Here is a 24168-nt window from a genome sequence, read left to right on the forward strand (position 1 = left end):
CGTTGCACCACCCCAGGGGCGCGAGAAACCACCCTGCGCGGATGGCCCTGTTCAGTGAGGACCATCCGCCCGCGGTGGCTTGTCGCGCAGTTCCCCGCGCCCCTGATGGTGCAACGTCTGTCAGGACTTGCGGCGGCCGACGAGCTGTGGCCTCCGCTCCATCCCCTCCAGGCCGTGCCAGGCCAGGTTGACCAGGTGGGCGACGACCTCCGCCTTCTTCGGCTTGCGGACGTCGAGCCACCACTGGCCCGTCAGGGCCACCATGCCGACGAGCATCTGCGCGTACATCGGCGCCAGCTTCGGGTCGTAGCCGCGCGACTTGAACTCCAGGCCCAGGATGTCCTCGACCTGGTTCGCGATGTCGCCGATCAGCGACGCGAACGTCCCCGTCGACTGCGTCACCGGCGAGTCGCGGGTCAGGATCCGGAAGCCGTCCGTCGAGGTCTCGATGTAGTCGAGCAGGGCGAAGGCCGCCTCCTCGCAGAGTTCGCGCGGGTGACCGCCCGTCAGCGAGCCGGTGACCATGTCCAGCAGGAGCTGCATCTCACGGTCGACCACGACCGCGTACAGGCCCTCCTTGCCACCGAAGTGCTCGTAGACGACCGGCTTGGAGACGCCCGCCTTCGCCGCGATCTCCTCCACCGAGGTCGCGTCGTAGCCGCGCTCCGCGAAGAGCGTGCGGCCGATGTCGAGCAGTTGCTCGCGGCGCTCCTTGCCGCTCATCCGCACGCGGGTGGCCCGGCGTGTGGTGCGTGCACTGTTTCCCGCTGCCCCCCGCTTGGACGAGGGCGCGTCGGTCACCGGATCCCTGTCGCCACTGCTCTCGTTCACAGGACCATCATGCCGCGCGCCGCGCCGCCAACCGATCCCGGCTGGGCCAGCGGACGTCGTGGGCCCAGCCGAACTGCTCGAACCAGCGGATCAATCGGGCCGAGGAGTCCACCTGACCGCGGAGCACGCCGTGGCGCGCGGAGGTGGGGTCCGCGTGGTGCAGGTTGTGCCAGGACTCGCCGCAGGAGAGGACGGCCAGCCACCAGACGTTGCCGCTGCGGTCGCGCGAGCGGAACGGCCGGTTGCCCATCGCGTGGCAGATGGAGTTGATCGACCAGGTGACGTGGTGCAGCAGCGCGATCCGGACCAGCGAACCCCAGAAGAACGCCGTCAGCGCCCCCTGCCAGGACCACGACCACAGGCCGCCGACCAGTGGCGGCAGCAGCAGCGAGACCAGCGTGAAGAGGAAGAACTGCCGCGAGATCCAGGTGATGTCCCGGTCCTGGACCAGGTCCGGCGCGTACTGCTGCTGCGGCGTCTGCTCCTCGTCGAAGAGCCAGCCCATGTGCGCCCACCACAGGCCGCGCAGCAGCGCGGGGACGGACTCGCCGTAGCGCCAGGGGGAGTGCGGGTCGCCCTCGCGGTCGGAGAACTTGTGGTGCCGACGGTGGTCGGCGACCCAGCGCACCACCGGACCCTCGACGGCCAGGCTGCCGGCGACGGCCATGGCGATCCGCAGCACCCGGCCGGTCTTGAACGAGCCGTGGGTGAAGTAGCGGTGGAATCCGACGGTGACGCCGTGGCAGGCGGTGAAGTACATCGCCACCGCGATCACGATGTCGTGCCAGCCGATGCCCCAGCCCCAGGCGACCGGGACCGCGGCGAGCACGGCGAGGAACGGGACGACGATGAAGAGCCCCAGCGCGATCCGCTGCGCCACGCTCTGCTTCTCACCGCCCCTGGTCCCCGGTACGGGCTCACGGGTGCCGGGAACACTGGCGGACGCGTCAGCGGACGCGGCAATGGTCCGGGCGGTGCCGCTGCTTTCGGCGGTGCTGCTGGTCGGGATGGTCACAGGTCGCCCCTCGGCCTACGGAACCGTAACTTACGGCATCGTAGGTTCTCTTCCCGTCCCTGAGGAAGTACACCCCGCCCGGGCGTGGCGGGAGGGTGAATTCGCGAGGCCAGGCGGTTGGGCCCGTCGATGGACGACGCGGTGTCGCGCTATACCGTCGCGTGGAGGGCCGGTGGTACGGCATAGTAGGAGCGGCCGTCCGGCGGTGAGCCGCGGACGGGCGATCCGCCGTAGTGTAATTGGCAACACGCTGTCTTTTGGTGTCAGTATTCAAGGTTCGAGTCCTTGCGGCGGAGCACGGTCTCTCACAGCCTCCGAAGGCTCTCCCTCGTGACGGCTGGCTATCCTCACAGTGTTCGGGCGCGTTTGTGCGGATCCCTAGGTCGGGTGTTCGGCGAGCCCGGCGGACCCTCACCGTTCCCCTGCAGAGGAGCCTGCTTCCATGTCTCCCACCGCCGTGATCGTCCTCGCCGCCGGCGAGGGCACCCGGATGAAGTCGGCCGTGCTGCCCAAGGTGTTGCATCCGCTCAGCGGGCGCACGCTCGTCGGCCACGCCGTGGCCGCGGGGCGGGAGCTGACGCCGGAGCACCTGGTCGTGGTCATCGGCCACATGCGCGACAAGGTCGCCGCGCACCTCGCCGAGGTGGACCCGGGCGTGCGCACCGTCGTCCAGGAGGAGCAGAAGGGCACCGGCAACGCCGTCCGCGTGGCGCTGGAGGCGCTCGCCGCCGACGGCATCGCCCTGGACGGCACGGTCGTGGTCACCACCGGCGACACCCCGCTGCTCACCGGTGCCACCCTCCAGGCGCTCGCCGCCACCCACGCCGCCGACGGCAACGCCGTGACGGTGCTCACGGCCGAGGTCCCCGACGCGACCGGCTACGGCCGGATCCTGCGCGGCGCGGACGGTTCGGTCCAGGCGATCGTCGAGCACAAGGACGCCACTGCCGAGCAGCGCGCCGTCGCCGAGATCAACTCGGGCGTCTTCGCCTTCGACGGCAAGCTGCTGGTCCAGGGCCTGGCCGAGGTGCGCACGGACAACAGCCAGGGTGAGGAGTACCTCACCGACGTGCTCGGCATCCTGCGTGAGGCGGGCCACCGCGTCGGAGCGGTCGTCGCCGCCGACTACCGCGACATCCTCGGCATCAACGACCGGGTGCAGCTGGCCGAGGCCCGCCGCATCATGAACGACCGTCTGCTCGAGACCGCCATGCGCTCCGGCGTGACTGTGGTCGACCCGGGCACCACCTGGGTGGACGTGCAGGTCTCCTACGACCGCGACGCGGTGATCCACCCGAACACGCAACTGCACGGCACCACGGTCGTCGGCGAGGGCGCCGAGATCGGTCCGAACTGCACACTTCGGGACACCGAGGTCGGCGCGGGCGCGGTTGTGAGCAACGCCACAGCCAACGGTGCGGTGATCGGCGCGGGCGCGAGCGTCGGCCCCTACGCCTACCTGCGTCCGGGCACAGTCCTCGGCACCAAGGCCAAGGTCGGCACCTACGTCGAGACGAAGAACGCCGAGCTCGGCGACGGCGCCAAGGTGCCGCACCTCAGCTATGTGGGCGACGCCACGATCGGCGAGGGCAGCAACATCGGCGCGGCCTCGGTCTTCGTCAACTACGACGGCGTCAACAAGCACCGCTCGACCATCGGTGCGCACTGCCGGACCGGCTCCGACAACATGTTCGTGGCCCCGGTGACGGTCGGGGACGGCGCCTACACGGCGGCCGGCTCGGTCATCTACCAGGACGTCCCCGCAGGGGCGTTGGGCGTCGCGCGGGCGCAGCAGCGCAACATCGAGGGCTGGGTCGGGCGCAAGCGTCCCGGCACGGTCTCGGCGGAGGCCGCCGCTGCGGCCAAGGAGCGCGCGGACGCCGCCGAGGCCGACGACAGGGCCTAGGCGTGCGCCGCCCGGAGCGGGCGGCAACCGGCGCGGACGGGGGCGCTCGGAGCACGTCGGGTGCCCCCGGCGCCACCATCCGGACCTGCCCGGACCACTCCTTCGCCGGACCCGAGGGCGACGGCGATGCCCACGGACGCGTAACCTTGTGGACATCCACACGCAGCAGGCCCGCAGCAGGCCAGACGTCCGCCTGCGGCGAACCAGCAACAAGGAGACGGTTGCAGTGACCGGGATCAAATCGTCCGGCTCGCGGAAGATGATGCTCTTCTCCGGCCGTGCCCACCCCGCCCTCGCGCGGGAGGTGGCCGAGCAGCTGGGTGTCGAGTTGGTCCCCACCAAGGCGCTGGACTTCGCGAACGGCGAGATCTACGTCCGTTACGAGGAGTCGGTCCGCGGTGCGCACGCCTTCGTGCTGCAGAGCCACACCGCGCCGATCAACCAGTGGATCATGGAGCAGCTGATCATGATCGACGCTCTCAAGCGGGCGTCAGTCAAGACCATCACCGTGATCATGCCGTTCTACGGGTACGCCCGTCAGGACAAGAAGCACCTCGGTCGTGAGCCCATCTCCGCCCGCCTGATAGCCGATCTGCTGAAGACGGCCGGCGCCGACCGGCTGATCTCCGTGGACCTGCACACCGCGCAGATCCAGGGCTTCTTCGACGGCCCGGTCGACCACCTCTTCGCGCTGCCGATACTGGCCGACTACGTCGGCTCCAAGGTGGACCGCGACAAGCTCACCGTGGTCTCCCCGGACGCCGGTCGCGTGCGCGTCGCCGACCAGTGGTCGGACCGCCTGGGTGCGCCGCTGGCCATCATCCACAAGCGCCGCGACCCGAACGTCGCCAACAAGGTCATGTCCGCCGAGGTCGTCGGTGACGTCAAGGGCCGCGTCTGCGTCCTGGTCGACGACATGATCGACACCGGCGGCACCATCGTCGCGGCGGCGGACGCCCTGTTCGACCAGGGCGCGGAGGACGTCATCGTCGCCGCCACCCACGGCGTGCTCTCCGGTCCGGCCGCGGACCGCCTGAAGAACTCGCGCGCCAGCGAGTTCGTCTTCACCAACACCCTGCCGACCCCGGGCGAGCTGGCCCAGGAGATCGACAAGGTCACCACGCTCTCCATCGCCCCGCTGATCGCCCGCGCCATCCGCGAGGTCTTCGACGACGGCTCGGTGACCAGCCTCTTCGACAACGCCTGAGCGTTGCCGGGGTGACTGCTCGGGTGTGACTGCCCGGGTGTGACTGCGTGATCGTTTTGGCTCCTTCGCCGGGCCTGGGTAGACTCTGAATCCTGCCCGGCGAGGGAGCCTTTTGCATGCCTGTGCATGCGTGAGCTCCGTTATCGACGCGCTTCTTGTTCCAAGATGTGTGAGATGGCCGCCGAGCGCTCGCCCGTTTCACGCACTTCAAGGAGCGCTTCATGTCTGAGATCCGCCTTGCCGCCGAGCCCCGTAACGACTTCGGCAAGGGTGCCGCCCGCCGCGCCCGTCGCGCCGGCCTGGTCCCCGCCGTCGTCTACGGCCACGGCCACGCCCCGGTCCACCTGAACCTGCCGGGCCACGACCTGATGCTGGCGCTGAAGACCTCGAACGCGCTCATCTCCCTGCCGATCGACGGCAAGCAGGAGTTCGTGCTGCCGAAGGCCGTCCAGCGTGACGCCATCAAGCGCACCATCAAGCACGTCGACCTGCTGCTGGTCAAGCGTGGCGAGAAGGTCACCGTCGAGGTTCCGGTCCACACCGAGGGCGAGCTGGCCCCGGGCGGCAACCTGCTTGAGCACGTCCTGAACACGCTGCCGATCGAGGCCGAGGCCACCCACCTCCCCGAGTCGGTCACCGTCTCCGTCGAGGGCCTGGAGGCCGGCGCCTCCGTCCTCGCCCAGGACATCGTGCTCCCGAAGGGCTCCTCCCTGGCGGTCGACGGCGAGACCGTCGTCCTGCAGATCATCGGTGCCCAGGCCGAGGCCCCCGCTGAGGAGGCCGAGGAGGGCGCCGAGGGCGAGGCGGCCGCCGAGGCCTGAGCCTCGACGCAGCTGTAGTTCCTCCGACACTGCCCCGGTCGTCCGCGCTGATGGCCGGGGCAGTGCCGCATCCTGGCACTGAACCGACACTGACACGCGTTCACATCCCGACAGGAGTCTTCGCAGATGAGCGAGCAGGGTCCCTGGCTGGTGGTCGGCCTCGGCAACCCCGGTGGGCAGTACGAGGGCAACCGGCACAACATCGGCTTCATGGTCGCCGACCTGCTCGCCGAGCGCGTCGGCGGGAAGTTCAAGACGCACAAGAGCCGTGCGCAGGTCGTCGAGGGCCGATTGGCGGGTCAGCGGGTGGTGCTGGCCAAGCCGATGTCCTTCATGAACCTCTCCGGCGGCCCGGTGGTCGCGCTCCGCGACTTCTACAAGTCGGGCGTGGACCGGCTGATCGTGATCCACGACGAACTGGACGTCGACTACGCCACCCTGCGCCTCAAGCGAGGCGGCGGCGACAACGGCCACAACGGCCTCAAGTCCATCACCAAGTCCCTGGGTCCGGACTACCTCCGCGTCCGCGCCGGCATCGGCCGCCCGCCGGGCCGGATGGACGTCGCCGACTTTGTCCTGCGCGACTTCTCGTCGACGGAGCGCAAGGAACTCCCGTGGTTCGTGGACCGTGCCGCGGACGCGGTCGAGTCGCTGGTCCAGGAAGGCCTGGAGCGGGCCCAGTCCGTCTACAACGGCTGAACGCGCTCCTCTTTTGGCGGACCTTCAGTTACCCGACGTGGACGTAGGTCCCGGGACCGTAGGCGTCGACGTACCACGGGCTGCTACCCGTGAACCAGGCGACCTCCCAGGTCCCGCCGGTCTCGGCGCGGCCGTAGAGGTTGAAGTAGCCGGCGCTGTTCGTCCAGCCGGAGCCCTCGTAGGTCCACGTCGTGCTGCGGTAGGGCCGGAAGTACAGGTAGACCGGGGTGGACCGCATCGCGCCCCAGGCGCCGTAGCCCTGGTCCCACAGGCCGCCGCTGAAGCGGAGCACCTGGCCCTTGTTCGCCCACGTGGTGTTGGGCTTGGCACCGGTGATCAGGGTGCCGAACCGGAACGTGTGGATCACGCCGCTGTAGGCGGCCGGGTATCCGGGCGCCCCGGGGTACCAGAGCCTCCAGTACCCGTGCGGGTTGTTCACCCACGCCTTGATCTGCGCGGAGTAGACCGGCCCGTTGATCGGGATGTAGCCGAGGTTGGTCCACCCGGTCCGGCCGTCGTTCGACTGCAGGACGTAGATCTTGTTGCCGGGCACCGCCGTGGTGGTGCTCCCGACGTAGTACGAGAAGGTCAGGTCGGAGTACTCGTCGATGCTCGGGTTGCTGAGCTGCAGGGAGACCTGCTGCTCGACGTTCTGCACGGCGAAGGCCGCCGAGGACGCCGTCGCGAACCCGTCGAGTCCCGCACCACCGGCGGCCGGCGTGGCGAAGTGCCAGGTGGTCGCGGCGGCCGGAACCGTCATCGGGATCGAGAAGCGCCCGTCGGCCCCCGAGGTCGCGGAGATCTGGCCGCCCCAGGGGGTGGTGCCGTCCGTCCAGGTGATCGGGGTGTCGGGCAGCGGGTGCCAGGTCCCGTCCACGGCCTGGATCTGCACCGTGCCGGTGACGTTGACGCTGCTGCCGTTGATCAGGCCGCTCGCGGACGTCCGGTCGAGCACGATCCGGGTGGCGGACGCGGGGTCGGTCGTCACCACGGCGGAGGGGCCGTCGAAGGTCACCCAGTACGGGTCGGACGACACGGTGAAGGTGTCGCTGCCGATCGGGCCCGGGTGGGCGACGAGGGTGAAGTTCCCGGTGTTCCAGTCGGGGAAGCCGGTCACCTCGCCCTTGGACCAGGTGAGGTAGACGCCGAAGGAGCCGGTGGTGTCGTGGAACGGGGTCCCGGTGTCGCCCTTGGCGGGGTCGAACAGGGTGGCGTTGCCCGTCACCGTCAACGCCTCGTTGCCCAGACCGAGGTGGGTCGGGGCGAAGGTGACGTTGTGGAAGTCCGGCGACGGCACGTAGGACATGCCACGGCTCGCGGTCGCGGTGCCCTGCAGTCCGTCCTGGTCGGTCGCGGTGACCGAGACGTCGTAGACGCCGCGCGCCAGGGCCAGGTCGCCCGTCGACTGCCAGTCGCCGTTCTGTGCCGTTCCGCTGATCAGCGAGAACGTGGTGACCGTGGCCGGCCCGACGGTGCCGGGCGAGCCGTTGCCCTGAACAGGCGTGAAGGTCGCGCTGACCTGGGTGACGTCACTGGGTGCGGAGATCGCCAGTCCCAGTTCGGCACCGGTGGCCGTGCGGACCGTGGTGATGCCGCTGACAGTCGGGGCAGCGGCGGTCGGTGACGGAGTGTCGCTCGGCGAAGCCGTCGGCGTGGCCGAGGCGCTGTCCGTCGGGGACGGGGTCGAGCTGTCCGTCGGCGTCGGAGTCGGCGTGGCCGAGTCCGTGGGAGCCGGGGTGGCTGACGAGGTGTCGGCCGGAGTCGGGCTCGCGGAGGTGTCGGCCATCGCTTGGGCCGGAACCGCGAGGGTCGCCGCCAGCAGCGCTGCTGCGGCGACGGGAAGGGTGGAGCGGAGTCTCACGCTGAGAGTCCCCCTGATGGAAAAAGGAACCCATGTCGGCCGTCTGTGGGCCACCTGGGTGGTGTGCGTGTGAGCCTAGTGATCACCCCGTGAAATGCCGCGGCCGTTGTCCCGTTTTGGTGGGGACAACGGCCGCAGCTGAACGTTGAATCGTTATCTGTCGCGCAGCACCTGGCCCGGCGTCAGCCGGTGTTGCGCAGGCCCGCCGCGACGCCGTTGACGGTCAGCAGCAGCGCGCGCGAGCGGAGCGGGTCCTCGGCGACGCCGTTGGCGTCGTCCTCGCGCTGACGGCGCAGCAGGGCGACCTGGAGGTACGAGATCGGGTCCAGGTAGGCGTCGCGGATGGCGAAGGTCTGCTTCAGCACCGGGCTGTGCTCCAGCAGTTCGGACTCGCCGGTGACCCGCAGCACCTCCTTCAGGGTCAGCGCGTGCTCGGCCTCGATCTGCCCGAAGACGTGCTGCAGCTCCTCCGGCACCAACTGCTCGACGTAGTGGCGGGCGATCCGCAGGTCCGTCTTGGCCAGCGTCATCGCGACGTTGGAGAGGAAGTTGCGGAAGAAGTGCCACTCGGCGTGCATCTCGTCGAGGATGTCGCCGAGTCCCGCCTCTCGGGCCGCCGCGAGGCCCGAGCCGACGCCGTACCAGCCCGGCACGATCTGCCGGGACTGCGTCCAGCCGAAGACCCACGGGATCGCCCGCAGACCGTCCAGGCCCGCGCCGGAGTCGGGGCGGCGCGACGGTCGCGAGCCCAGGTGCAGCGACGCGAGCTGGTCGACCGGGGTCGAGGCGAAGAAGTAGGCGGGCAGGTCCGGGTCCTCGACCAGGCGCCGGTAGGCGGAGTGCGCGCCGTCCGAGACCGTGTCCATGGTGGCGTCCCAGCGGGCCAGCGCCTCGTCCGACTGGCGCGGGGAGGTGTGCAGCGCGGAGGCCTCCAGCGTCGCGGAGACCGTCAACTCCAGGTTCTCCCGGGCCAGGGAGGGGATCAGGTACTTGTCGGAGATCACCTCGCCCTGCTCGGTGACCTTGATCTCACCCTCCAGCGTCCCGTAGGGCTGGGCCAGGATCGCCTCGTGCGAGGGGCCGCCGCCGCGGCCGACGGTGCCGCCGCGGCCGTGGAAGAGCCGCAGCCGGACGCCGTAGCGGTGCGCGACGTCGCGCAGCCGGCGCTGGGCGCGGTGGATCTCCCACTGCGAGGTGGTGATGCCGCCGAACTTGGACGAGTCCGAGTAGCCCAGCATGACCTCCTGCACGTCCCCGCGGAGCGAGACCAGCAGGCGGTAGGAGGGGTCGCGCAGCATCTCGTCGAGGATGGTGTCCGCGGCGCGCAGCTCGTCGGTGGTCTCCAGCAGCGGCACGATGCCGATCTTGGCGACACCGGCGTGCAGGTCGATCAGCCCGGCCTCGCGGGCCAGCACCGCCGCCGCGAAGACGTCGTCCGCGCCCTGGCACATGGAGATGATGTAGCTCTCCACGACCTCCGGCCCGAAGCGCTCGAACGCGTCGCGGACGGTCTGGAAGACGCCCAGCGTCTTGGCGCCCGCCGCGTCCAGCGGGGCCGGGGTCGGCGCCAGCGGGCGGCGCGACTTGAGCTCCTTGGCGAGCAGCCGCTGCCGGTACTCGCGCGGCATGTCGGTGTAGCGCCAGGCCTCCTCGCCGAGCCGGTCGAAGAGCTGGCCCAGCGCGTGGTGGTGCGCCTCGGCGTGCTCGCGCACGTCCATCGTCGCCAGCTGCAGACCGAACGCGGCGATGGTGCGGATGGCGCGACTGATCCGGCCGTCCGCGATCAACTCGCCCTTGTGGGCCCGCAGCGAGGCCTGGATCAGCTCCAGGTCGGCCAGCAGCTCGCTGGTGCCGAGGTAGTCGCAGCCCGGCACGTGCGGGGTGCCGGCGGCCAGCCGGTCCTTGGTGTTGATCAGCTTCTGGCGCACGCAGGTGGCCTTGAGCCGGTAGGGCTCCTCGGCGTTCATCCGCTTGTAGCGCGGGCTGATCTCGGGCAGCCGCTCGAGGTCGGCGGCCAGGCTCTGCAGCAGCTCCTCGCTGGCACCGGAGAGCCGGACCGAGGACGAGAGGGTGGCGCGCAGCTCGTCGACCACGTCGAGCGCGTCGTTGATGCCGTACTCGTGCTGGAGCAGCAGCACGTCGCGCGTCACCGCCGGGGTGACGTTCGGGTTGCCGTCGCGGTCGCCGCCGATCCAGGTGCCGAAGGTGAGCGGACGCACGCCCTCAGGGAGGGTGACGCCGACCCGGGCCAGCTCCTCGTTCAGCTCCTCCAGCACGTCGGGGACCGCGCGCTTGTAGAGCTCGTCCAGGTAGTAGACGGCGTTGCGGGCCTCGTCGGTCGGCTCGGGACGGGCGATGCGCAGCTCGTCCGTCTGCCACAGCAGGTCGATCACCTCGGCCAGCCGCCGGTCGGCCTGGCGACGGCCGGTGGGACGCGAGGGGGTGTCCTCCTGCTCCAGCAGCTCTGCCAGCCGGCGCAGCTTCTGCAGCACGCTGCGGCGGGCGGCCTCGGTCGGGTGCGCGGTGAAGACCGGGCGGACGTTGAGGTGCGCGAGCGCCGCGTTCAGGTGCTCCGGGTCCGCGTCGACGAGCTTGTCGACGGCCTGGGCGAGGAGCGAGCCGTTGTCCGCGCGGTTGGCGTTGAGCTCGCGACCGCGGTGCACCTGTTCGGTGACGTTGGCCAGGTGGAAGTAGGTGGAGAAGGCCCGCACCAGCTTGCTCGCGGTGGTCAGGTCGGTCTGCTCCAGCAGCCGCGCGGCGGCGGCGCCGTCGGTGCGGGTCAGGAGCCGGACCCGCTCGACCAGGTCGAGCAGCTCGGGCCCGTCCTGCCGGACCAGGGTCTCGCCGAGCAGCTCACCCAGACGCCGGATGTCGGCGCGCAGAGCGCTGTTGTCGGGCTCGGTCGACCGGACGGTCGGTGGGACGGCGGGGACGGTTGCCTCGCGTGCGTCGCTCACGCTGGTACTCCCTTGCGGGGTGGAGTGGGGACGACAAGGACGTGCGCGGACCACGTTGTCCGCCCCTGTTGCGTGCTGCTGATCCTTCTGATCTTTCGCGGTCCAGCATAGGTTGCGGGGCGTGACCGTCCATGACCATGCCGCCATGCGGACACTCCGCGTGGGACAGGGTGCCGCGTTCACGGGTACGTGGCGGGCACGGGGCGCGTATGGGGCGGGTACGGGAGTGTGCGGCGGACCGTCGGCTCCTCTTGTCTACGCTTGACGCCATGAGGGTGGGAGCGTGGCAGCGACGACGGAGCATGTGGCTGGATCTGGCGTTGGCCGCCGCCGCAGCGCTGGAGTGTGCCGCTTCGGCGTACACCTTCACCGCCCACCAGGGGCTGGGCCCCGCCGCGCGTGTCGCGGTGGCGGTGTACGCGCTGATCGCCGGTGCCACGCTGGTGGTCCGGCGGCGTTGGCCGCTGGTCCCGGTCGCGGCGGCGCTGTCGACGATCCCGCTGTCGGCGGGCTACCTGCTGCTGATGATCGGCCTCTACACGCTCGGCGCGTACCGCCCGGAGGGCGCGGCGGGACGTTTCGCCGAACGCCGCGCCATGAGCGCGCTCTGCGCGGTGGCCATCTGCGAGACGGTCCTCGTCTCGACCCTCACCCTGGGCACGCAGCACCAGGACGCGCTGCACCAGGGCGTGCCGGAGTGGGTGCTGATCCTCTTCTCGGCGCTGGCGGCCATCGCGATCACCGTCCCGCCCACCATGCTCGGCCTCTACACGGGGGCGAAGCGCCGACTCTGGGTCGCCCTGACCGAACGTGCCGAGGGCCTGGAGACGGAGCTGGGCCTGCTCGCCGACCAGGCCCGTGAACGCGCCCTCCGCGCCCGCGTCGAGGAGCGGACCCGGATCGCCCGCGACATGCACGACGTCGTCGCCCACCGGGTGAGCCTGATGGTGGTGCACGCGGGCGCGCTCGAACGGGTGGTCCACAAGGACCCGGAGAAGGCGGCGGCCAGCGCCAAGCTGATGGGCGACATCGGCCGCCAGGCGCTGGACGAACTCCGCCAGATCCTGGGCGTGCTGCGCACGGTCGAGCCGGACGCCGACGCCGACGACGATGCCGCCGAGGCCGTCGCCGACGCTGGTCAGGCGGCGTCGACCGCAGGTGCGTCGGCCGCCTCGTCGTCGGCCTCGGCCTCGCGTTCAGGTTCGGCGTACGTGCCGATGGGGTTGGCGGACCTGCCCAAGCTGGTGGACGAGTCGCGCGCGGCGGGCCTCGGGGTGCGGTTCACCCTGGGCGGCGCCCGCCGCGCGCTTACCTCCGAGGCGGAGCAGACCGCGTACCGCGTGGTCCAGGAGGCGCTGACCAACGTGCTGAAGCACGCACCCGGCGCGGACGTCGAGGTCGTGGTGGCGTATGTGCCCGGCGGCGTCGCCCTGGCGGTCTCCAACACCTGCCCCTCGCCCGAGCAGGCGGGGGAGGAGCGGGACGCGGCAGTCCTGCCCGGCGGCGGCAACGGCCTGGTCGGCATGCGGGAGCGGGTCACCGCGCTGGGCGGTGCGTTCACCGCGGGCCCCACGGCGGAGGGCGGCTTCCGCGTGGAGGCACGGCTGCTGGCCGCGCGGTAGCTAGGCTGTCCCTGCGCTTGTCCTAGGAGGTAGCCCGTGCGGATCGTGCTCGACCCGGCGTCCGGTGTTCCGCCGTACGAACAGATCCGCGCGCGGGTCGCCGAGGCGGCGGCGAGCGGTGAGGCACCGGTCGGCATGCGGCTGCCGACGGTCCGCGGGCTGGCCGAGGAGCTGGGTCTCGCGGTCAACACCGTGGCCAAGGCCTACCGCGAGCTCGAAACGGCGGGCGTGGTCGAGACCCGTGGCCGCGCCGGCACGGTCATCACTGCGGCGGGCCATGCGGCGCACGGCGAGATCGCCAAGTCCGCGGCGGCGTACGCACGTCGAGCCAAAGCGCTCGGCCTCTCCGCGCCGGAGGCGCGGACGCTGGTGGAGACGGCGCTCCGCGAGATCTACGGCGCTTAGCTCTTCTTGTCGCGAGCGCGTTGCACCGTTAGGGGCGCGGGGCTCTGCCCGCCGGCAGTCAGAGCGCGTCGGTCAGAAAGCGCAGGCGCTCCGCGCGCAAGCCGGAGATCAGGGTGGTCAGAGCCTGGTCCATGGAGTGGCCGAGGAACCACTCGCCCGTGTGGTCCAGGCTGTAGACGCGTCCCGCCGCGTCCAGCGCGAGCAGGGCCTGGCCGTCGCGTTCCTCGCCCAGGGGGCAGACCGGCAGTTCCAGCGCGCGTCCCAGGTCCGCGAGGGTGCGTGGCTGGTGCAGCCCGCGGAGGGGGTCGATGACGAAGGACGTACGGGCGACCTGCGCGCCCGCGCCCTCCAGGCCCACCGTGACGTCGCCGAACTCCGCCCACGCCTCGACCGCGGCCGGGAAGACCGTGTGACGGTGGCCCTCCGGCGAGGCGTAACCGTCGAGCGCCTGCGCCCACTCCGCCGCGCGGTCCAAGCGCTTGCGGCCGGGGAACCAGCCGGACTTGGTCAGTACCGACGCGACCTCCGCCGGGAACCGAGCCTCCATGTCCTTCTCCTCTTCTCCCCGACATCTCCCCCGATTTCCCCTCTCCCGCGCCTGCTCAGCGCCGCTTGAGCCTGCCTCCGGACTTCTCCTGCAACGAGATCGTCTTCACCCCGAAGTGTTCCAGCAGCGGCGTGCACGACCGGCACGGCGGCTGGTGGGTGCCGTGGGCGGGGTCGCCCTCCTCGCGGATCCGGACCGTCGTCATCTTCGCGCCGCGCAGCGCCTTGCGTGCCTCGCCCTCGCCGAAGACCTTGCGGGCCGCGCGTCCCGAACGGTCCGCCTCGGCCTGGTCGAGGAACTGCGACAGCAGCACCGCCTCCGGGCAGCGTCCGGTGAACCGCTCCAGCGCCTCCACCGGCAGCCCGTCCAGGAACCCGCCGACCAGCGGGTGCAGCCGCGGCGGATCCCCCTTCTCGCTCACATGCGTATACGTATCACCCTGCACCGACAACGCCGCCGCGACGATGGGCATGAGGCTGTCCCGGCGGTGCCGCAGCAGCGGCGCCGGGGAAGGTCTGCGTTGGTTACCCAGCGTTTCCATGATCGCGTTCTGCCCTTCCCCCGTGTGAACCCCCGTGAACCCAGCGATGATCAGAGTGCCAAATACCCTGGAGGGTCACGAAATCGGGGGTCTGTTCAAGCTCGGATTCCAGTCGTCACGGGCGCTGTGACGACCGGGGAGATCCGCCAGGCGCGCCCAACCCCTAGGCTTGGCTCCCGGCAGCCAGTTCCAGCAGGGGGCAATCTCCATGACGACAGGTCGACCGAACGCGGCCTACGCCAGGCAGGTCGTGCACTTTCCCGATCCATTGCGGGCGCAGCGCTATCCCTCGGGGGTGAAGGTCGACGCAGGGGGTTACCCCGACCTCGGTCCCTACGCGCGCGCCGCCGCCGAGGTCGCCGACCCGCCCGCGGGCTTCGGCGTCGACGAGCTGCGGCTGACCGACTACGTGTCGGCCAACGCCGCGTTGCGCGCCCAGGGCCATGAGCTCTGGGCGGACGTCGACAGCCCGGTCGGCACGCCCGTCGGCTGGACGTGGCACCACTCGGTGACCGCGGCCACGCCCGGCAGTCGCCGACTGGAGCTCGTCCCGGTCGAGGTGAAGGCACTGCTGCGGCACCACGCCGGGTTGGCCACCTCCGGTGCGGACCACGCCAAGCGCGGCACGCGTCCGCTGCAGGAGCGGCGCCCGGTCCACTTCGAGCTGCCGTCGCCTGCGGCCGAGGCGGCCGAGGGCGCTGACGGCGGCACAGGCGCCGACGGGCAGTCGGAGCCGCAGGTCGCCGAGGCGACTCCGGCCGAGGTCGAGCAGCGGATCCAGGGGGTCGAGGAGTCCCTCGGCTACACCCTCCCGGGCCCGTACCGGACCTTCCTCAAGGCGGCCGGCGGCCGGGCCCCCAAGGGGCTCGGCCTGGACACCGAGCTGGGCGTCCTGGTCGACCAGCCCTTCTTCACGTTCCGCGACGAGCGCTCGCTGGACGACCTCGCGTACGTCAACAAGTGTCTGCGCGACCACATCACCAAGGACTACCTGGGCATCGCCTACGTCCAGGGCGGCCTGCTGGCGCTCAAGGTGCGCGGCGACCGGATCGGCACGGTCGGGTTCCTCCCCTACGACGACGCCCGCGACGACGGCGACGCCGGGCTGACGCCGCAGCAGCGCGTCGACCGCCTGCTGCTGCCGTGCGGCGAGGACTTCGACGCGTTCCTGCTGCGCCTGGCGGGCAGCCCGCCCGAGCTGCAGACGGTCGCGGAACTGATGGTGGACGGCGGCTTCGCCCGCGCCGTTCCGGTGGAGGGATGACGTCGACGTGGTGACGTACGCGGAGGCGCAGGAGCGCGCCGAGGAGTGGATCAACGGCGGCGTGCCCGGATACCGGCGCCGCGAGGTGCGGGTGCGCGAGTTCGACCTGGGCTTCGTGGCCTGGGCCGTCGACCGCACCGACGGGCCGTCGTCGGACGGTGGCGCGGCCCGGATGGTGATCGCCCGGGACACCGGCACGACCACGCTCTGGCCCGGCCTGCCGATCAACGAGGTGGTCAAGCGCTACGAGGAGGCCTACGGCCGCCCGGTCGGCGCGACGCCCACCCAGAACCCGGCCCCGCCGGACATGGACTTGATGGAGGCGACGTCCTTCCTGCTCAGCCCGCCGCAGTGGCTGGAGGAGGCGGCCGCCAAGGCCCGTGAGGCGGAGGCCGCCAGCCTCCAGGTCGCCCCTCCGGTCTCGACGGGCCCGCCCGCCGAGGTGCCGACGATGCTCTCGGCACCCCCCGCTGTGCACTCCCTGCCCGAGCCCGACGCGGCGCCGTCCGCGCCGCCTGCTCCGCCGGTGCCGTCTGCGGCCAGCCTCCCGGGACCTTCTGCGCCGCCTCCGCCGTTCGGCGCTGACGGATCGTCGGGTCCGTCGCAGGGCGGCTTCCCCGGTGCGCCGATGGGTGGCCCGGGTATGCCTCCGCCTCCGCCGGGTGCGCCGATGGGTGGGCCGGGTATGCCGCCGCCTCCGCCGGGTGGTCCGGGCGGTTCCGGTGGGTATGGATTCCCGGGTGGTCCGGGTGCGGGTCCGGATGCTGACGGGATTGCGTACGCGCCGACGATGTTGTCGGGTCCGGCGTTGCAGGCACCGGCTGGTGGGCCGCCGATTCCGCCGCCTCCGCCGGGCGCGCCCATGGGTGGCCCCGGCATGCCTCCGCCTCCGCCTGGTGCGCCGATGGGTGGTCCGGGGATGCCCCCGCCTCCGCCTGGAGCGCCCATGGGCGGCCCAGGTATGCCGCCGCCTCCGCCCGGGGGTATGGACGACGCCGGGATCGCGTTCGCGCCGACGATGCTGTCCGGCCCCGCCGTCGTGCCCGGGGCGCCCCCGGCCGGTGGCCCCGGTATGCCTCCGCCCCCGCCGCCCGGTGCGCCGATGGGCGGGCCCGGTATGCCGCCTCCGCCCCCCGGAGCCTCCATGGGCGGCCAGCCCATGCCCGGACTGCCCGGTGCTCCCGGCATGCCAGGCGCCCCCGGCGCGCCGAGCGGTGCGCCGGCCGTCGGGCCCGGCTACATGGCCGTGCTTCGCTACCGCGGGCCGGACGGCTCCGAGCAGCAGGTCATCCAGCGTTCCGCGCTCGGTCTGCCGCACCCGGAGTGGCAGATCCTGCAGGAGGTCCGTCGGCTCAACGTGCCGCCGGAGCAGGTGCTGGAGCTGCACACCGAGCTGGAGTGCTGCGACCTGCCGGCCGGTTACTGCGCGCGGATGGTCAAGGAGGCCTGGCCCAACGTCCGGATCACGCACACCGCCCCCTACGGGCGGGACGCTGCGGCCCGGCGCTCCGGCGTCGAGCACCTGCTGGACCACCTGAGGGAGCTGCACACGCATGCCGCCGGACCGGAGCCGGTCGCACCCTCGCGCGCGCCGCTGCCTCCGGCCGGTGCGCCGACCCCGCCACCGCCCCCGCAGATGCTGGCGCAGGAGGTCCAGGCGGCCTTCGGCGACCAGAACCTGTTCCGCTACGAGGCGCAGGCGGTCGCCCGTCCGGGCCTGCCCGAGGTCGTCTCCGGGACGCTGACCTGGGTCGGCCTGCCGCGTGACTTCGGTCCCTTCTTCTGGGCGCAGGCCGAGCCGGGGCGCCCGGTGCCGACGCTGGCCGAGCTCGCTGCGGAGCGGGGTCTGACGGCCGGGCCGGACGCGGCGACCTACCTGGTCCTGGGCAACGACTACGGCCGCCAGCTGTGCGTGCAGTACGGCACCAACGCGGTCGTCGCGGTGGACCTGGGGTCGCCGGGTCAGCCCGCCGGCCCCGAGGCGAGCCAGCCGCGCTTCGTCAACAGCGGCGTGCCCGAGTTCGTCCGAAGCCTGGCCGTGCTCGGTCGACTCTGGCGGTTCCGCTACGGGCTGACGCAGGAGCAGGCCGGGCACTGGACCACGGACTTCCAGAACGAGCTGGCCACCATCGACCCGGCGGCGCTCTCGTCGCCGGAGAACTGGTGGGCCGTGGTGCTGGAGCAGTTCTGGGACGGGCTGCTGTAGCACGCTGCAGCCGTCGCCGGCTGTCCGCAGCTGACGGGGGTCGGCCCGGTGGCCGACCTCCGTTGCTGTGTCGGTACCGTCTGAAGAAGAATTAATCTGCTCAAAATAGGACGACGACCGATCAGGCCCGGCCAGCGGAGGAACGGAAGCAGAGTATGAGCGAACCGACGACTCCCAACGCCACAGAGTTCACCCTGACGCGCCGGGGCTACGACGTCGATCAGGTGGAGCAGGCTCTCGTCCGGTTGACGGCCGCCCGCGACGAGGCCTGGCAAGGCCTTTCGTCGCTCGGCGACCGGATGCGGGGCCTGGAGCGCCAGCTGATGGACATGCGCGAGGCCCAGGGCGTGGCCGACGCCACCGTCCCGGACTTCGAGGTGCTCAGCCCGCGCGCCGCCGGCCTGCTGGTCACCGCGGAGGAGGAGGCCGAGGCGGTCCGCGCCGGAGCGGTCCAGGAGGCCGCCCGGATCGACGCCGAGGCCCGCACGGCCTCGCGGCGCGAGGCCACTGCCGCCGGGCAGTACGCGGAGCAGCTCCGCGCGGCGTCCGACGAGTCCCACCGCCGCGAGCTCGACCGCGCCCGCTCCCGCGCGGAGGCGGAGCGCGCCGAGGCCGACCGCGAGGGCCGTGCGGTGCGCGAGGACGCCGCAGCGTACGCGGGCGACGTCCGCTCGCGGGCGGAAAACCACACGGAGGACGCGCAGACCTGGCTGACCGGCCAGCAGCGTGCCGCGGCACAGGAGTTCGCCGCACACGACGTCAAGGTAGTGGCCTGGGAGGCCGAGATCACCGCGGTCGGCGACCGCAAGCTCAACGAGAGCGAGCGCCACCACAAGGCGATGGAGGCCAAGGCGGCGGAGATGGACGCCGACGCGGCGACCCAGGCCGAGCGCCTGCTGGAGGCCGCGCGCCGCGAGGCCGCGCGCATCGCCGAGGGCTCGGACCGCGAGCAGCGGGCGTTCGAGGAACGCCGCGACCAGATCCAGGGTCAGCTCGACCACATCCGCCAGACGCTCATCGCCCTGACGGGAACGGTCGCGGGCGGCGAGGCCGAGGCCGACGAGGCGGACGAGGCGGACGTCGAGGCCGAGGCGGAGGACGCGGGCACCCCGCAGGTCGACAGCGAGTCGGACACCTCGGAGCTCCCGACCATCCCCGAGGCTGTGGATAACCCGAACGAGGGACACCACTGAGGGCTCCGGTCCACCAGACTGGCGGCATGTACCGAGTCACCTACACGGTCGAGGCCCAGGCGACCCGCGACGCGCTCTCACACGAGCGGCAGCAGTTGCTCGATCAGGGTCTCGCAGTGCTGGCGAAGGATCCCTACCACGAGGCCACGACGCATGTCGGGATCAATGAAGCGGACCGGAAGGCGCAGGTCGCGCCCGGGATAATGATCGAGTACCTGATCGCGCACGCGCTCATGGTGGTGGCCGTGATCGAGGTGTTCGACGACTCTCTGATCGCGCATGTCTGACCGCCACGCGTTGTTCGAGTCGGCGGCGTACGCTGGAAACCCCCGGGCCGCCGCGCTGTCCGGGTGTTCGCGTTGCCTTCGGCTGAGAGAAGTAGATGAGCCTGACCGGCCTGCTCGACATCGTCGCCTCGGACTCGGCGCTCGCCGAGGCCGCTGAAGCCGCACTCGCCGGGGATCGCCGGCACCTGGACCTCGTCGGCCCCCCGGCCGCCCGCCCGTTCGCCGTGGCCGCGCTGGCGCGTGCGCTCGCGGACGCCGCCAAGGGGGGCCGGGGCCGTCCCGTCCTCGCCGTCACCGCCACCGGGCGCGAGGCCGAGGACCTGGCCGCGGCGCTCGGCTCGCTGCTGCCGCCGGACTCCGTCGCCGAGTTCCCGGCCTGGGAGACGCTGCCGCACGAGCGGCTCTCGCCGCGCTCGGACACGGTCGGCCGCCGGATCGCCGTGCTGCGCCGGATCGCGCACCCGGCGGTGGACGACCCCGCGGCCGGTCCGCTGCAGGTGGTCGTCGCGCCGGTGCGCAGCGTGCTGCAGCCGCAGGTCAAGGGGCTGGCCGAGCTGGAGCCGGTCAGTCTGAAGCAGCGTCAGGAGGTCGACCTCGACGACCTCGTCCAGCGCCTCGCCGCCGCCGCGTACCAGCGCGTCGAGCTGGTGGAGAAGCGCGGTGAGTTCGCCGTGCGCGGCGGGATCCTGGACGTCTTCCCGCCGACCGAGGAGCACCCGCTCCGCGTCGAGTTCTGGGGCGACGAGGTCGAGGAGATCCGTTACTTCAAGGTCGCCGACCAGCGCTCGCTGGAGATCGCGCCGCACGGACTGTGGGCTCCGCCCTGCCGTGAGCTGCTGCTGACCGACGAGGTCCGCGCCCGCGCGGCGGAGCTGGCGGAGGAGCACCCGGAGCTCAGCGAGATCCTGGACAAGATCGCCCAGGGCATCGCCGTCGAGGGCATGGAGTCGCTGGCGCCGGTCCTGGTCGACGACATGGAACTGCTGATGGACGTGCTGCCGCAGGGCAGCGTCGCCGTCGTCTGCGACCCGGAGCGGGTGCGGACCCGGGCCGCCGACCTGGTGGCCACCAGCGCCGAGTTCCTGCAGGCCTCCTGGGTGGCCGCCGCCTCGGGCGGCAAGGCGCCGCTGGACGTCGGCGCGGCCTCGCTCTGGTCGATCGCGGACATCCGCGAGCACGCCGCCGAGATCAGCCTGCCCTGGTGGTCGGTCAGCCCCTTTGCCGCCGATGAGGCGGAGGCGACCGGGCCGGACGTGCTGCACCTGGGCATGCACCCGGTCGAGGCCTACCGCGGGGACACCGCCCGCGCCATCGCCGACTGCAAGGGCCGCCTGGCCGAGGGCTGGCGCGTGGTCCTGGTGACCGAGGGCCAGGGCCCGGCCGCGCGTATCGCCGAGATGCTCGGCAGCGAGGGCATCGGCGCCCGGCTGACGCCGGACCTGACCACCGAGCCCGCCACCGACGTGATCCAGGTGGCCTGCGGCGCGCTCGAGCACGGCCTGGTGCACGAGGGCCTCAAGCTCTGCGTGATCACCGAGACCGACCTGTCCGGCCAGAAGTCCTCCACCAAGGACATGCGCCGGATGCCCTCGCGCCGCCGCAACGCGATCGACCCGCTCGCGCTCAAGGCGGGCGACTTCGTGGTCCACGAGGCGCACGGCGTCGGCCGCTACATCGAGATGGTGCAGCGCACCGTCCAGGGCGCGACCCGTGAGTACCTGGTACTGGAGTACGCCCCCGCCAAGCGTGGCCAGCCGGGCGACCGGCTCTTCGTGCCGACCGACCAGCTGGAGCAGGTCACCAAGTACGTCGGCGGCGAGGCCCCGACGCTGCACCGGCTCGGCGGCGCGGACTGGACCAAGACCAAGGCACGGGCCAAGAAGGCGGTCAAGGAGATCGCCGCCGACCTGATCAAGCTCTACTCCGCGCGCATGGCCTCGCCGGGCCACGCCTTCGGCACGGACACCCCGTGGCAGCGCGAGCTGGAGGACGCCTTCCCCTACGCGGAGACGCCCGACCAGCTCTCCACCATCGCCGAGGTCAAGGAGGACATGGAGAAGACGGTCCCGATGGACCGGCTGATCTGCGGCGACGTGGGTTACGGCAAGACCGAGATCGCGGTGCGCGCGGCGTTCAAGGCGGTGCAGGACGGCAAGCAGGTGGCCGTGCTGGTGCCGACGACGCTGCTGGTGCAGCAGCACTTCTCCACCTTCTCCGAGCGGTACGCCAACTTCCCGGTCGTGGTGAAGGCGCTGTCCCGGTTCCAGACCGACAGCGAGGCCAAGGCCGTGCTGGAGGGGCTGCGCGAGGGCAGCGTGGACGTGGTCATCGGCACCCACCGTCTCTTCTCCGCAGAGACCCGGTTCAAGGACCTGGGCCTGGTCATCGTCGACGAGGAGCAGCGCTTCGGCGTCGAGCACAAGGAGCAGCTGAAGAAGCTCCGGGCCAACGTCGACGTGCTGACGATGTCCGCGACGCCGATCCCGCGCACGCTGGAGATGGCCGTCACGGGTATCCGCGAGATGTCGACGATCACCACCCCGCCGGAGGAGCGCCACCCGGTGCTGACCTTCGTCGGCCCCTACGAGGAGAAGCAGATCGCCGCCGCCATCCGGCGTGAACTGCTGCGCGAGGGCCAGGTCTTCTACATCCACAACCGGGTCGAGTCGATCGACAAGGCGGCTGCCCGCTTGAAGGAGCTGGTCCCCGAGGCGCGGGTCGCCACGGCCCACGGCCAGATGGGGGAGCAGCTGCTGGAGAAGGTCGTCGTCGACTTCTGGGAGAAGGAGTTCGACGTCCTCGTCTCCACCACCATCGTCGAGTCCGGCATTGATATCTCCAACGCCAACACACTGATCGTGGAGCGCGGCGACACCTTCGGCCTGAGCCAGCTGCACCAGCTGCGCGGGCGCGTCGGGCGTGGCCGCGAGCGCGGCTACGCCTACATGCTCTACCCGCCGGAGAAGCCGCTGACCGAGACCGCCCACGAGCGGCTCGCCACCATCGCCCAGCACACCGAGATGGGCGCGGGCATGTATGTGGCGATGAAGGACCTGGAGATCCGCGGCGCGGGCAACCTGCTGGGAGGCGAGCAGTCCGGGCATATCGCCGGGGTCGGCTTCGACCTCTACATGCGGATGGTCGGCGAGGCCGTGGCCGAGTTCCGCGACCAGCTGGCCAACGGCGGCGAGGCCCCGGAGGAGGCGCCGCTCGAGGTCAAGATCGAGCTGCCGGTCGACGCCCACGTCCCGCACGACTACGCGCCGGGTGAGCGGCTGCGGCTCCAGGCCTACCGGTCGATCGCGGCGGTCAACTCCGAGGAGGACATCGCCCAGGTCCGGGCCGAGCTGACGGACCGTTACGGCAAGCTTCCCGAGCCGGTGGAGAACCTGCTGCTGGTGGCGGGCCTGCGGCTGTTCGCCCGGCGGTGCGGTATCTCCGACATCACGCTGCAGGGGCAGTTCATCCGCTTCGGCCCGATCGAGCTGCGTGAGTCGCAGGAGCTGCGGCTCACCCGGCTCTACCCGCGCAGCCAGGTCAAGGCGGCGACCAAGCTGGTGCTGGTCCCGCGTCCGAGCACGGCGCGGATCGGCGGCAAGCCGGTCGTCGGCCGCGAGCTGCTGACCTGGTGCGCGGAGTTCCTCTCCACGATGTTCGAGGAGCTCGCCGCCAAGCGGTGAGGCCGGCGGCGGGCGCGGCACCAGCCGCGACGCGCACGTACGCGACGCCTCGGGCGGGCATCACGCCCGGTCGAGGCGTCGTCGCGTGCCCGGTCCCGCTACGCTCGAAACATGCTCCTCGGACTCTGCATGGCCCTGCTCGCCGCCCTCTGTTTCGGCACCGCGATGGTGCTCCAGGCGCTGGGCGCGCAGAAGCACTCGCCTGCGGACCCGAACTCCGGCCTGCTCGGCACGGTCAAGGCGATGGTCAACCTGCCGTTCGCCGCCGGTCTGCTGCTGGACCTGTTCGGCTTCTGCGCCCAGTTGGTCGCGCTCCGCTCGCTGCCGCTCTACGTCGTCCAGGCGGCGCTGGCGGGCGCGCTCGCGGTGACGGCGGTGCTGGGCGCGGCCATGCTGCGCCTGCGGCTGGGACGCGCCGAGTGGATGGGCGTGGCCGGGGTCTGCGTCGGCCTCGCCGTGCTCGGCGCGACCGCGGGCAAGGAGGGCACCAAGCATCCCGGCAGCGAGCTGCACTGGATCCTGCTCGCCTCGATCCTGGTCATCGCCGTCGCCGGTGCGGCCGTCTGGCGCGTGCGCGAACCGGCCCGCGCGGCCGTGATGGGCGCGCTCTGCGGCCTGGGCTTCGGCGTCGTCGGCATCTCCGTCCGACTGCTGCCCTCCTTCCACGGCATGGACCTGACCCCGCTGTTCAAGGATCCGGCGACGTACGCGCTGCTGGCGGGCGGCGCGGTGGCGTTCGTCTTCATGACCGAGGGCGTCCGCGGCGGCAAGGTCACCACGGCCACGGCCGCGATGGTCCTCGGCGAGACGGCCCTGCCGGCGCTGCTCGGCGTGATCCTCCTCGGCGACCGCACCCGCCCGGGGCTGGTCTGGCTCGCCGTCCTCGGCTTCGCCGTAGCCGTGGCGGGCGCCCTGGCCCTGGCCCGCTTCGGCGAGGTCGCCCCACCGGAGGGGGACGCCGAAGAGGCGCCCCTCGACGGCCGGACCAGCCCGACCAGCCCCTCCGTCGCCCCGGACAGCCACGGCCCGGTCGGCGCAACCCGCGCCCGGGTGGAGCACCAGCACCACTGAGACGAGCGACGCGCGCGAGGCATCCGGTCGACGCTCTGGTGCGCGGGGCGTGCGC

Annotated in this window: 18 protein-coding genes and 1 tRNA gene; 13 read left to right on the plus strand and 6 right to left on the minus strand. The window is 71.8% G+C overall.

The window, feature by feature from the left end:
- Positions 1-120: 120 nt before the first annotated feature.
- Together ABH940_RS04355 and ABH940_RS04360 are read right to left on the minus strand one after the other, a co-directional pair.
- Positions 121-801: a TetR family transcriptional regulator gene (locus tag ABH940_RS04355; RefSeq protein WP_370061883.1), complete on the minus strand. Its 681-nt coding sequence runs from the start codon at positions 799-801 to the stop codon at positions 121-123.
- Positions 802-838: 37 nt separating this feature from the next.
- Positions 839-1840, minus strand: coding sequence for an acyl-CoA desaturase (locus ABH940_RS04360; RefSeq protein WP_370061881.1), 1002 nt, complete (start codon positions 1838-1840; stop codon positions 839-841).
- Positions 1841-2070: 230 nt separating this feature from the next.
- Between ABH940_RS04360 and ABH940_RS04365 the strand changes: the two genes are divergently transcribed.
- The 5 genes from ABH940_RS04365 (at position 2071) to pth (ending at position 6479) form a co-directional block, all read left to right on the plus strand.
- Positions 2071-2142, plus strand: a tRNA-Gln gene (locus tag ABH940_RS04365).
- A gap of 146 nt (positions 2143-2288) precedes the next feature.
- Positions 2289-3752, plus strand: a complete 1464-nt coding sequence (glmU, locus tag ABH940_RS04370) for a bifunctional UDP-N-acetylglucosamine diphosphorylase/glucosamine-1-phosphate N-acetyltransferase GlmU (RefSeq protein ID WP_370104360.1) — start codon at positions 2289-2291, stop codon at positions 3750-3752.
- Between the two features lie 226 nt (positions 3753-3978).
- Positions 3979-4959: a ribose-phosphate diphosphokinase gene (locus ABH940_RS04375; RefSeq protein WP_370061449.1), complete on the plus strand. Its 981-nt coding sequence runs from the start codon at positions 3979-3981 to the stop codon at positions 4957-4959.
- Positions 4960-5180: 221 nt separating this feature from the next.
- Complete coding sequence (locus ABH940_RS04380; RefSeq protein WP_370061447.1) at positions 5181-5780, plus strand: 50S ribosomal protein L25/general stress protein Ctc; 600 nt, start codon at positions 5181-5183, stop codon at positions 5778-5780.
- A gap of 126 nt (positions 5781-5906) precedes the next feature.
- Entirely contained in the window at positions 5907-6479 is a 573-nt protein-coding gene (gene pth / locus ABH940_RS04385) for an aminoacyl-tRNA hydrolase (protein ID WP_370061445.1), read from the plus strand.
- A gap of 28 nt (positions 6480-6507) precedes the next feature.
- Here the strand turns inward: pth and ABH940_RS04390 are convergent, their stop codons facing one another.
- Positions 6508-8340, minus strand: a complete 1833-nt coding sequence (locus tag ABH940_RS04390; RefSeq protein WP_370061443.1) for a hypothetical protein — start codon at positions 8338-8340, stop codon at positions 6508-6510.
- A gap of 182 nt (positions 8341-8522) precedes the next feature.
- Positions 8523-11222, minus strand: coding sequence for a phosphoenolpyruvate carboxylase (gene ppc / locus ABH940_RS04395; RefSeq protein WP_370061879.1), 2700 nt, complete (start codon positions 11220-11222; stop codon positions 8523-8525).
- 344 nt (positions 11223-11566) lie between these two features.
- Here ppc and ABH940_RS04400 point away from each other — a divergent pair, with 344 nt between their 5' ends.
- Both ABH940_RS04400 and ABH940_RS04405 read left to right on the plus strand, forming a co-directional pair.
- A complete protein-coding gene (locus tag ABH940_RS04400; protein ID WP_370061441.1) occupies positions 11567-12919 on the plus strand; it encodes a sensor histidine kinase in 1353 nt (450 codons plus the stop codon).
- Positions 12920-12955: 36 nt separating this feature from the next.
- A complete protein-coding gene (locus tag ABH940_RS04405; protein ID WP_370061439.1) occupies positions 12956-13324 on the plus strand; it encodes a GntR family transcriptional regulator in 369 nt (122 codons plus the stop codon).
- A 58-nt stretch (positions 13325-13382) separates the two neighbouring features.
- Here ABH940_RS04405 and ABH940_RS04410 read toward each other — a convergent pair whose 3' ends face one another.
- Complete coding sequence (locus ABH940_RS04410; protein ID WP_370061437.1) at positions 13383-13871, minus strand: SUKH-3 domain-containing protein; 489 nt, start codon at positions 13869-13871, stop codon at positions 13383-13385.
- 55 nt (positions 13872-13926) lie between these two features.
- Entirely contained in the window at positions 13927-14412 is a 486-nt protein-coding gene (locus tag ABH940_RS04415; protein WP_370104362.1) for a YwqJ-related putative deaminase, read from the minus strand.
- Positions 14413-14620: 208 nt separating this feature from the next.
- Here ABH940_RS04415 and ABH940_RS04420 point away from each other — a divergent pair, with 208 nt between their 5' ends.
- The 6 genes from ABH940_RS04420 to ABH940_RS04445 all read left to right on the plus strand — a co-directional run bounded on the left by ABH940_RS04420 (position 14621) and on the right by ABH940_RS04445 (position 24113).
- Positions 14621-15676 (plus strand): SMI1/KNR4 family protein, encoded by a 1056-nt coding sequence (locus tag ABH940_RS04420; protein ID WP_370061433.1) that lies wholly within the window; start codon positions 14621-14623, stop codon positions 15674-15676.
- A gap of 7 nt (positions 15677-15683) precedes the next feature.
- Complete coding sequence (locus tag ABH940_RS04425) at positions 15684-17882, plus strand: SUKH-4 family immunity protein (RefSeq protein ID WP_370104364.1); 2199 nt, start codon at positions 15684-15686, stop codon at positions 17880-17882.
- A 155-nt stretch (positions 17883-18037) separates the two neighbouring features.
- Positions 18038-19075: a hypothetical protein gene (locus ABH940_RS04430; RefSeq protein ID WP_370061429.1), complete on the plus strand. Its 1038-nt coding sequence runs from the start codon at positions 18038-18040 to the stop codon at positions 19073-19075.
- A 26-nt stretch (positions 19076-19101) separates the two neighbouring features.
- Positions 19102-19362: a hypothetical protein gene (locus ABH940_RS04435; protein ID WP_370061427.1), complete on the plus strand. Its 261-nt coding sequence runs from the start codon at positions 19102-19104 to the stop codon at positions 19360-19362.
- Positions 19363-19457: 95 nt separating this feature from the next.
- On the plus strand, positions 19458-23042 hold the full coding sequence (gene mfd / locus ABH940_RS04440) for a transcription-repair coupling factor (RefSeq protein ID WP_370061425.1): 3585 nt from the start codon (positions 19458-19460) through the stop codon (positions 23040-23042).
- A 111-nt stretch (positions 23043-23153) separates the two neighbouring features.
- A complete protein-coding gene (locus tag ABH940_RS04445) occupies positions 23154-24113 on the plus strand; it encodes a hypothetical protein (RefSeq protein WP_370104366.1) in 960 nt (319 codons plus the stop codon).
- The last annotated feature ends 55 nt before the right edge of the window (positions 24114-24168 follow it).

The sequence above is a fragment of the Streptacidiphilus sp. BW17 genome, from assembly GCF_041262485.1.
Classification (GTDB): Bacteria; Actinomycetota; Actinomycetes; order Streptomycetales; family Streptomycetaceae; genus Streptacidiphilus.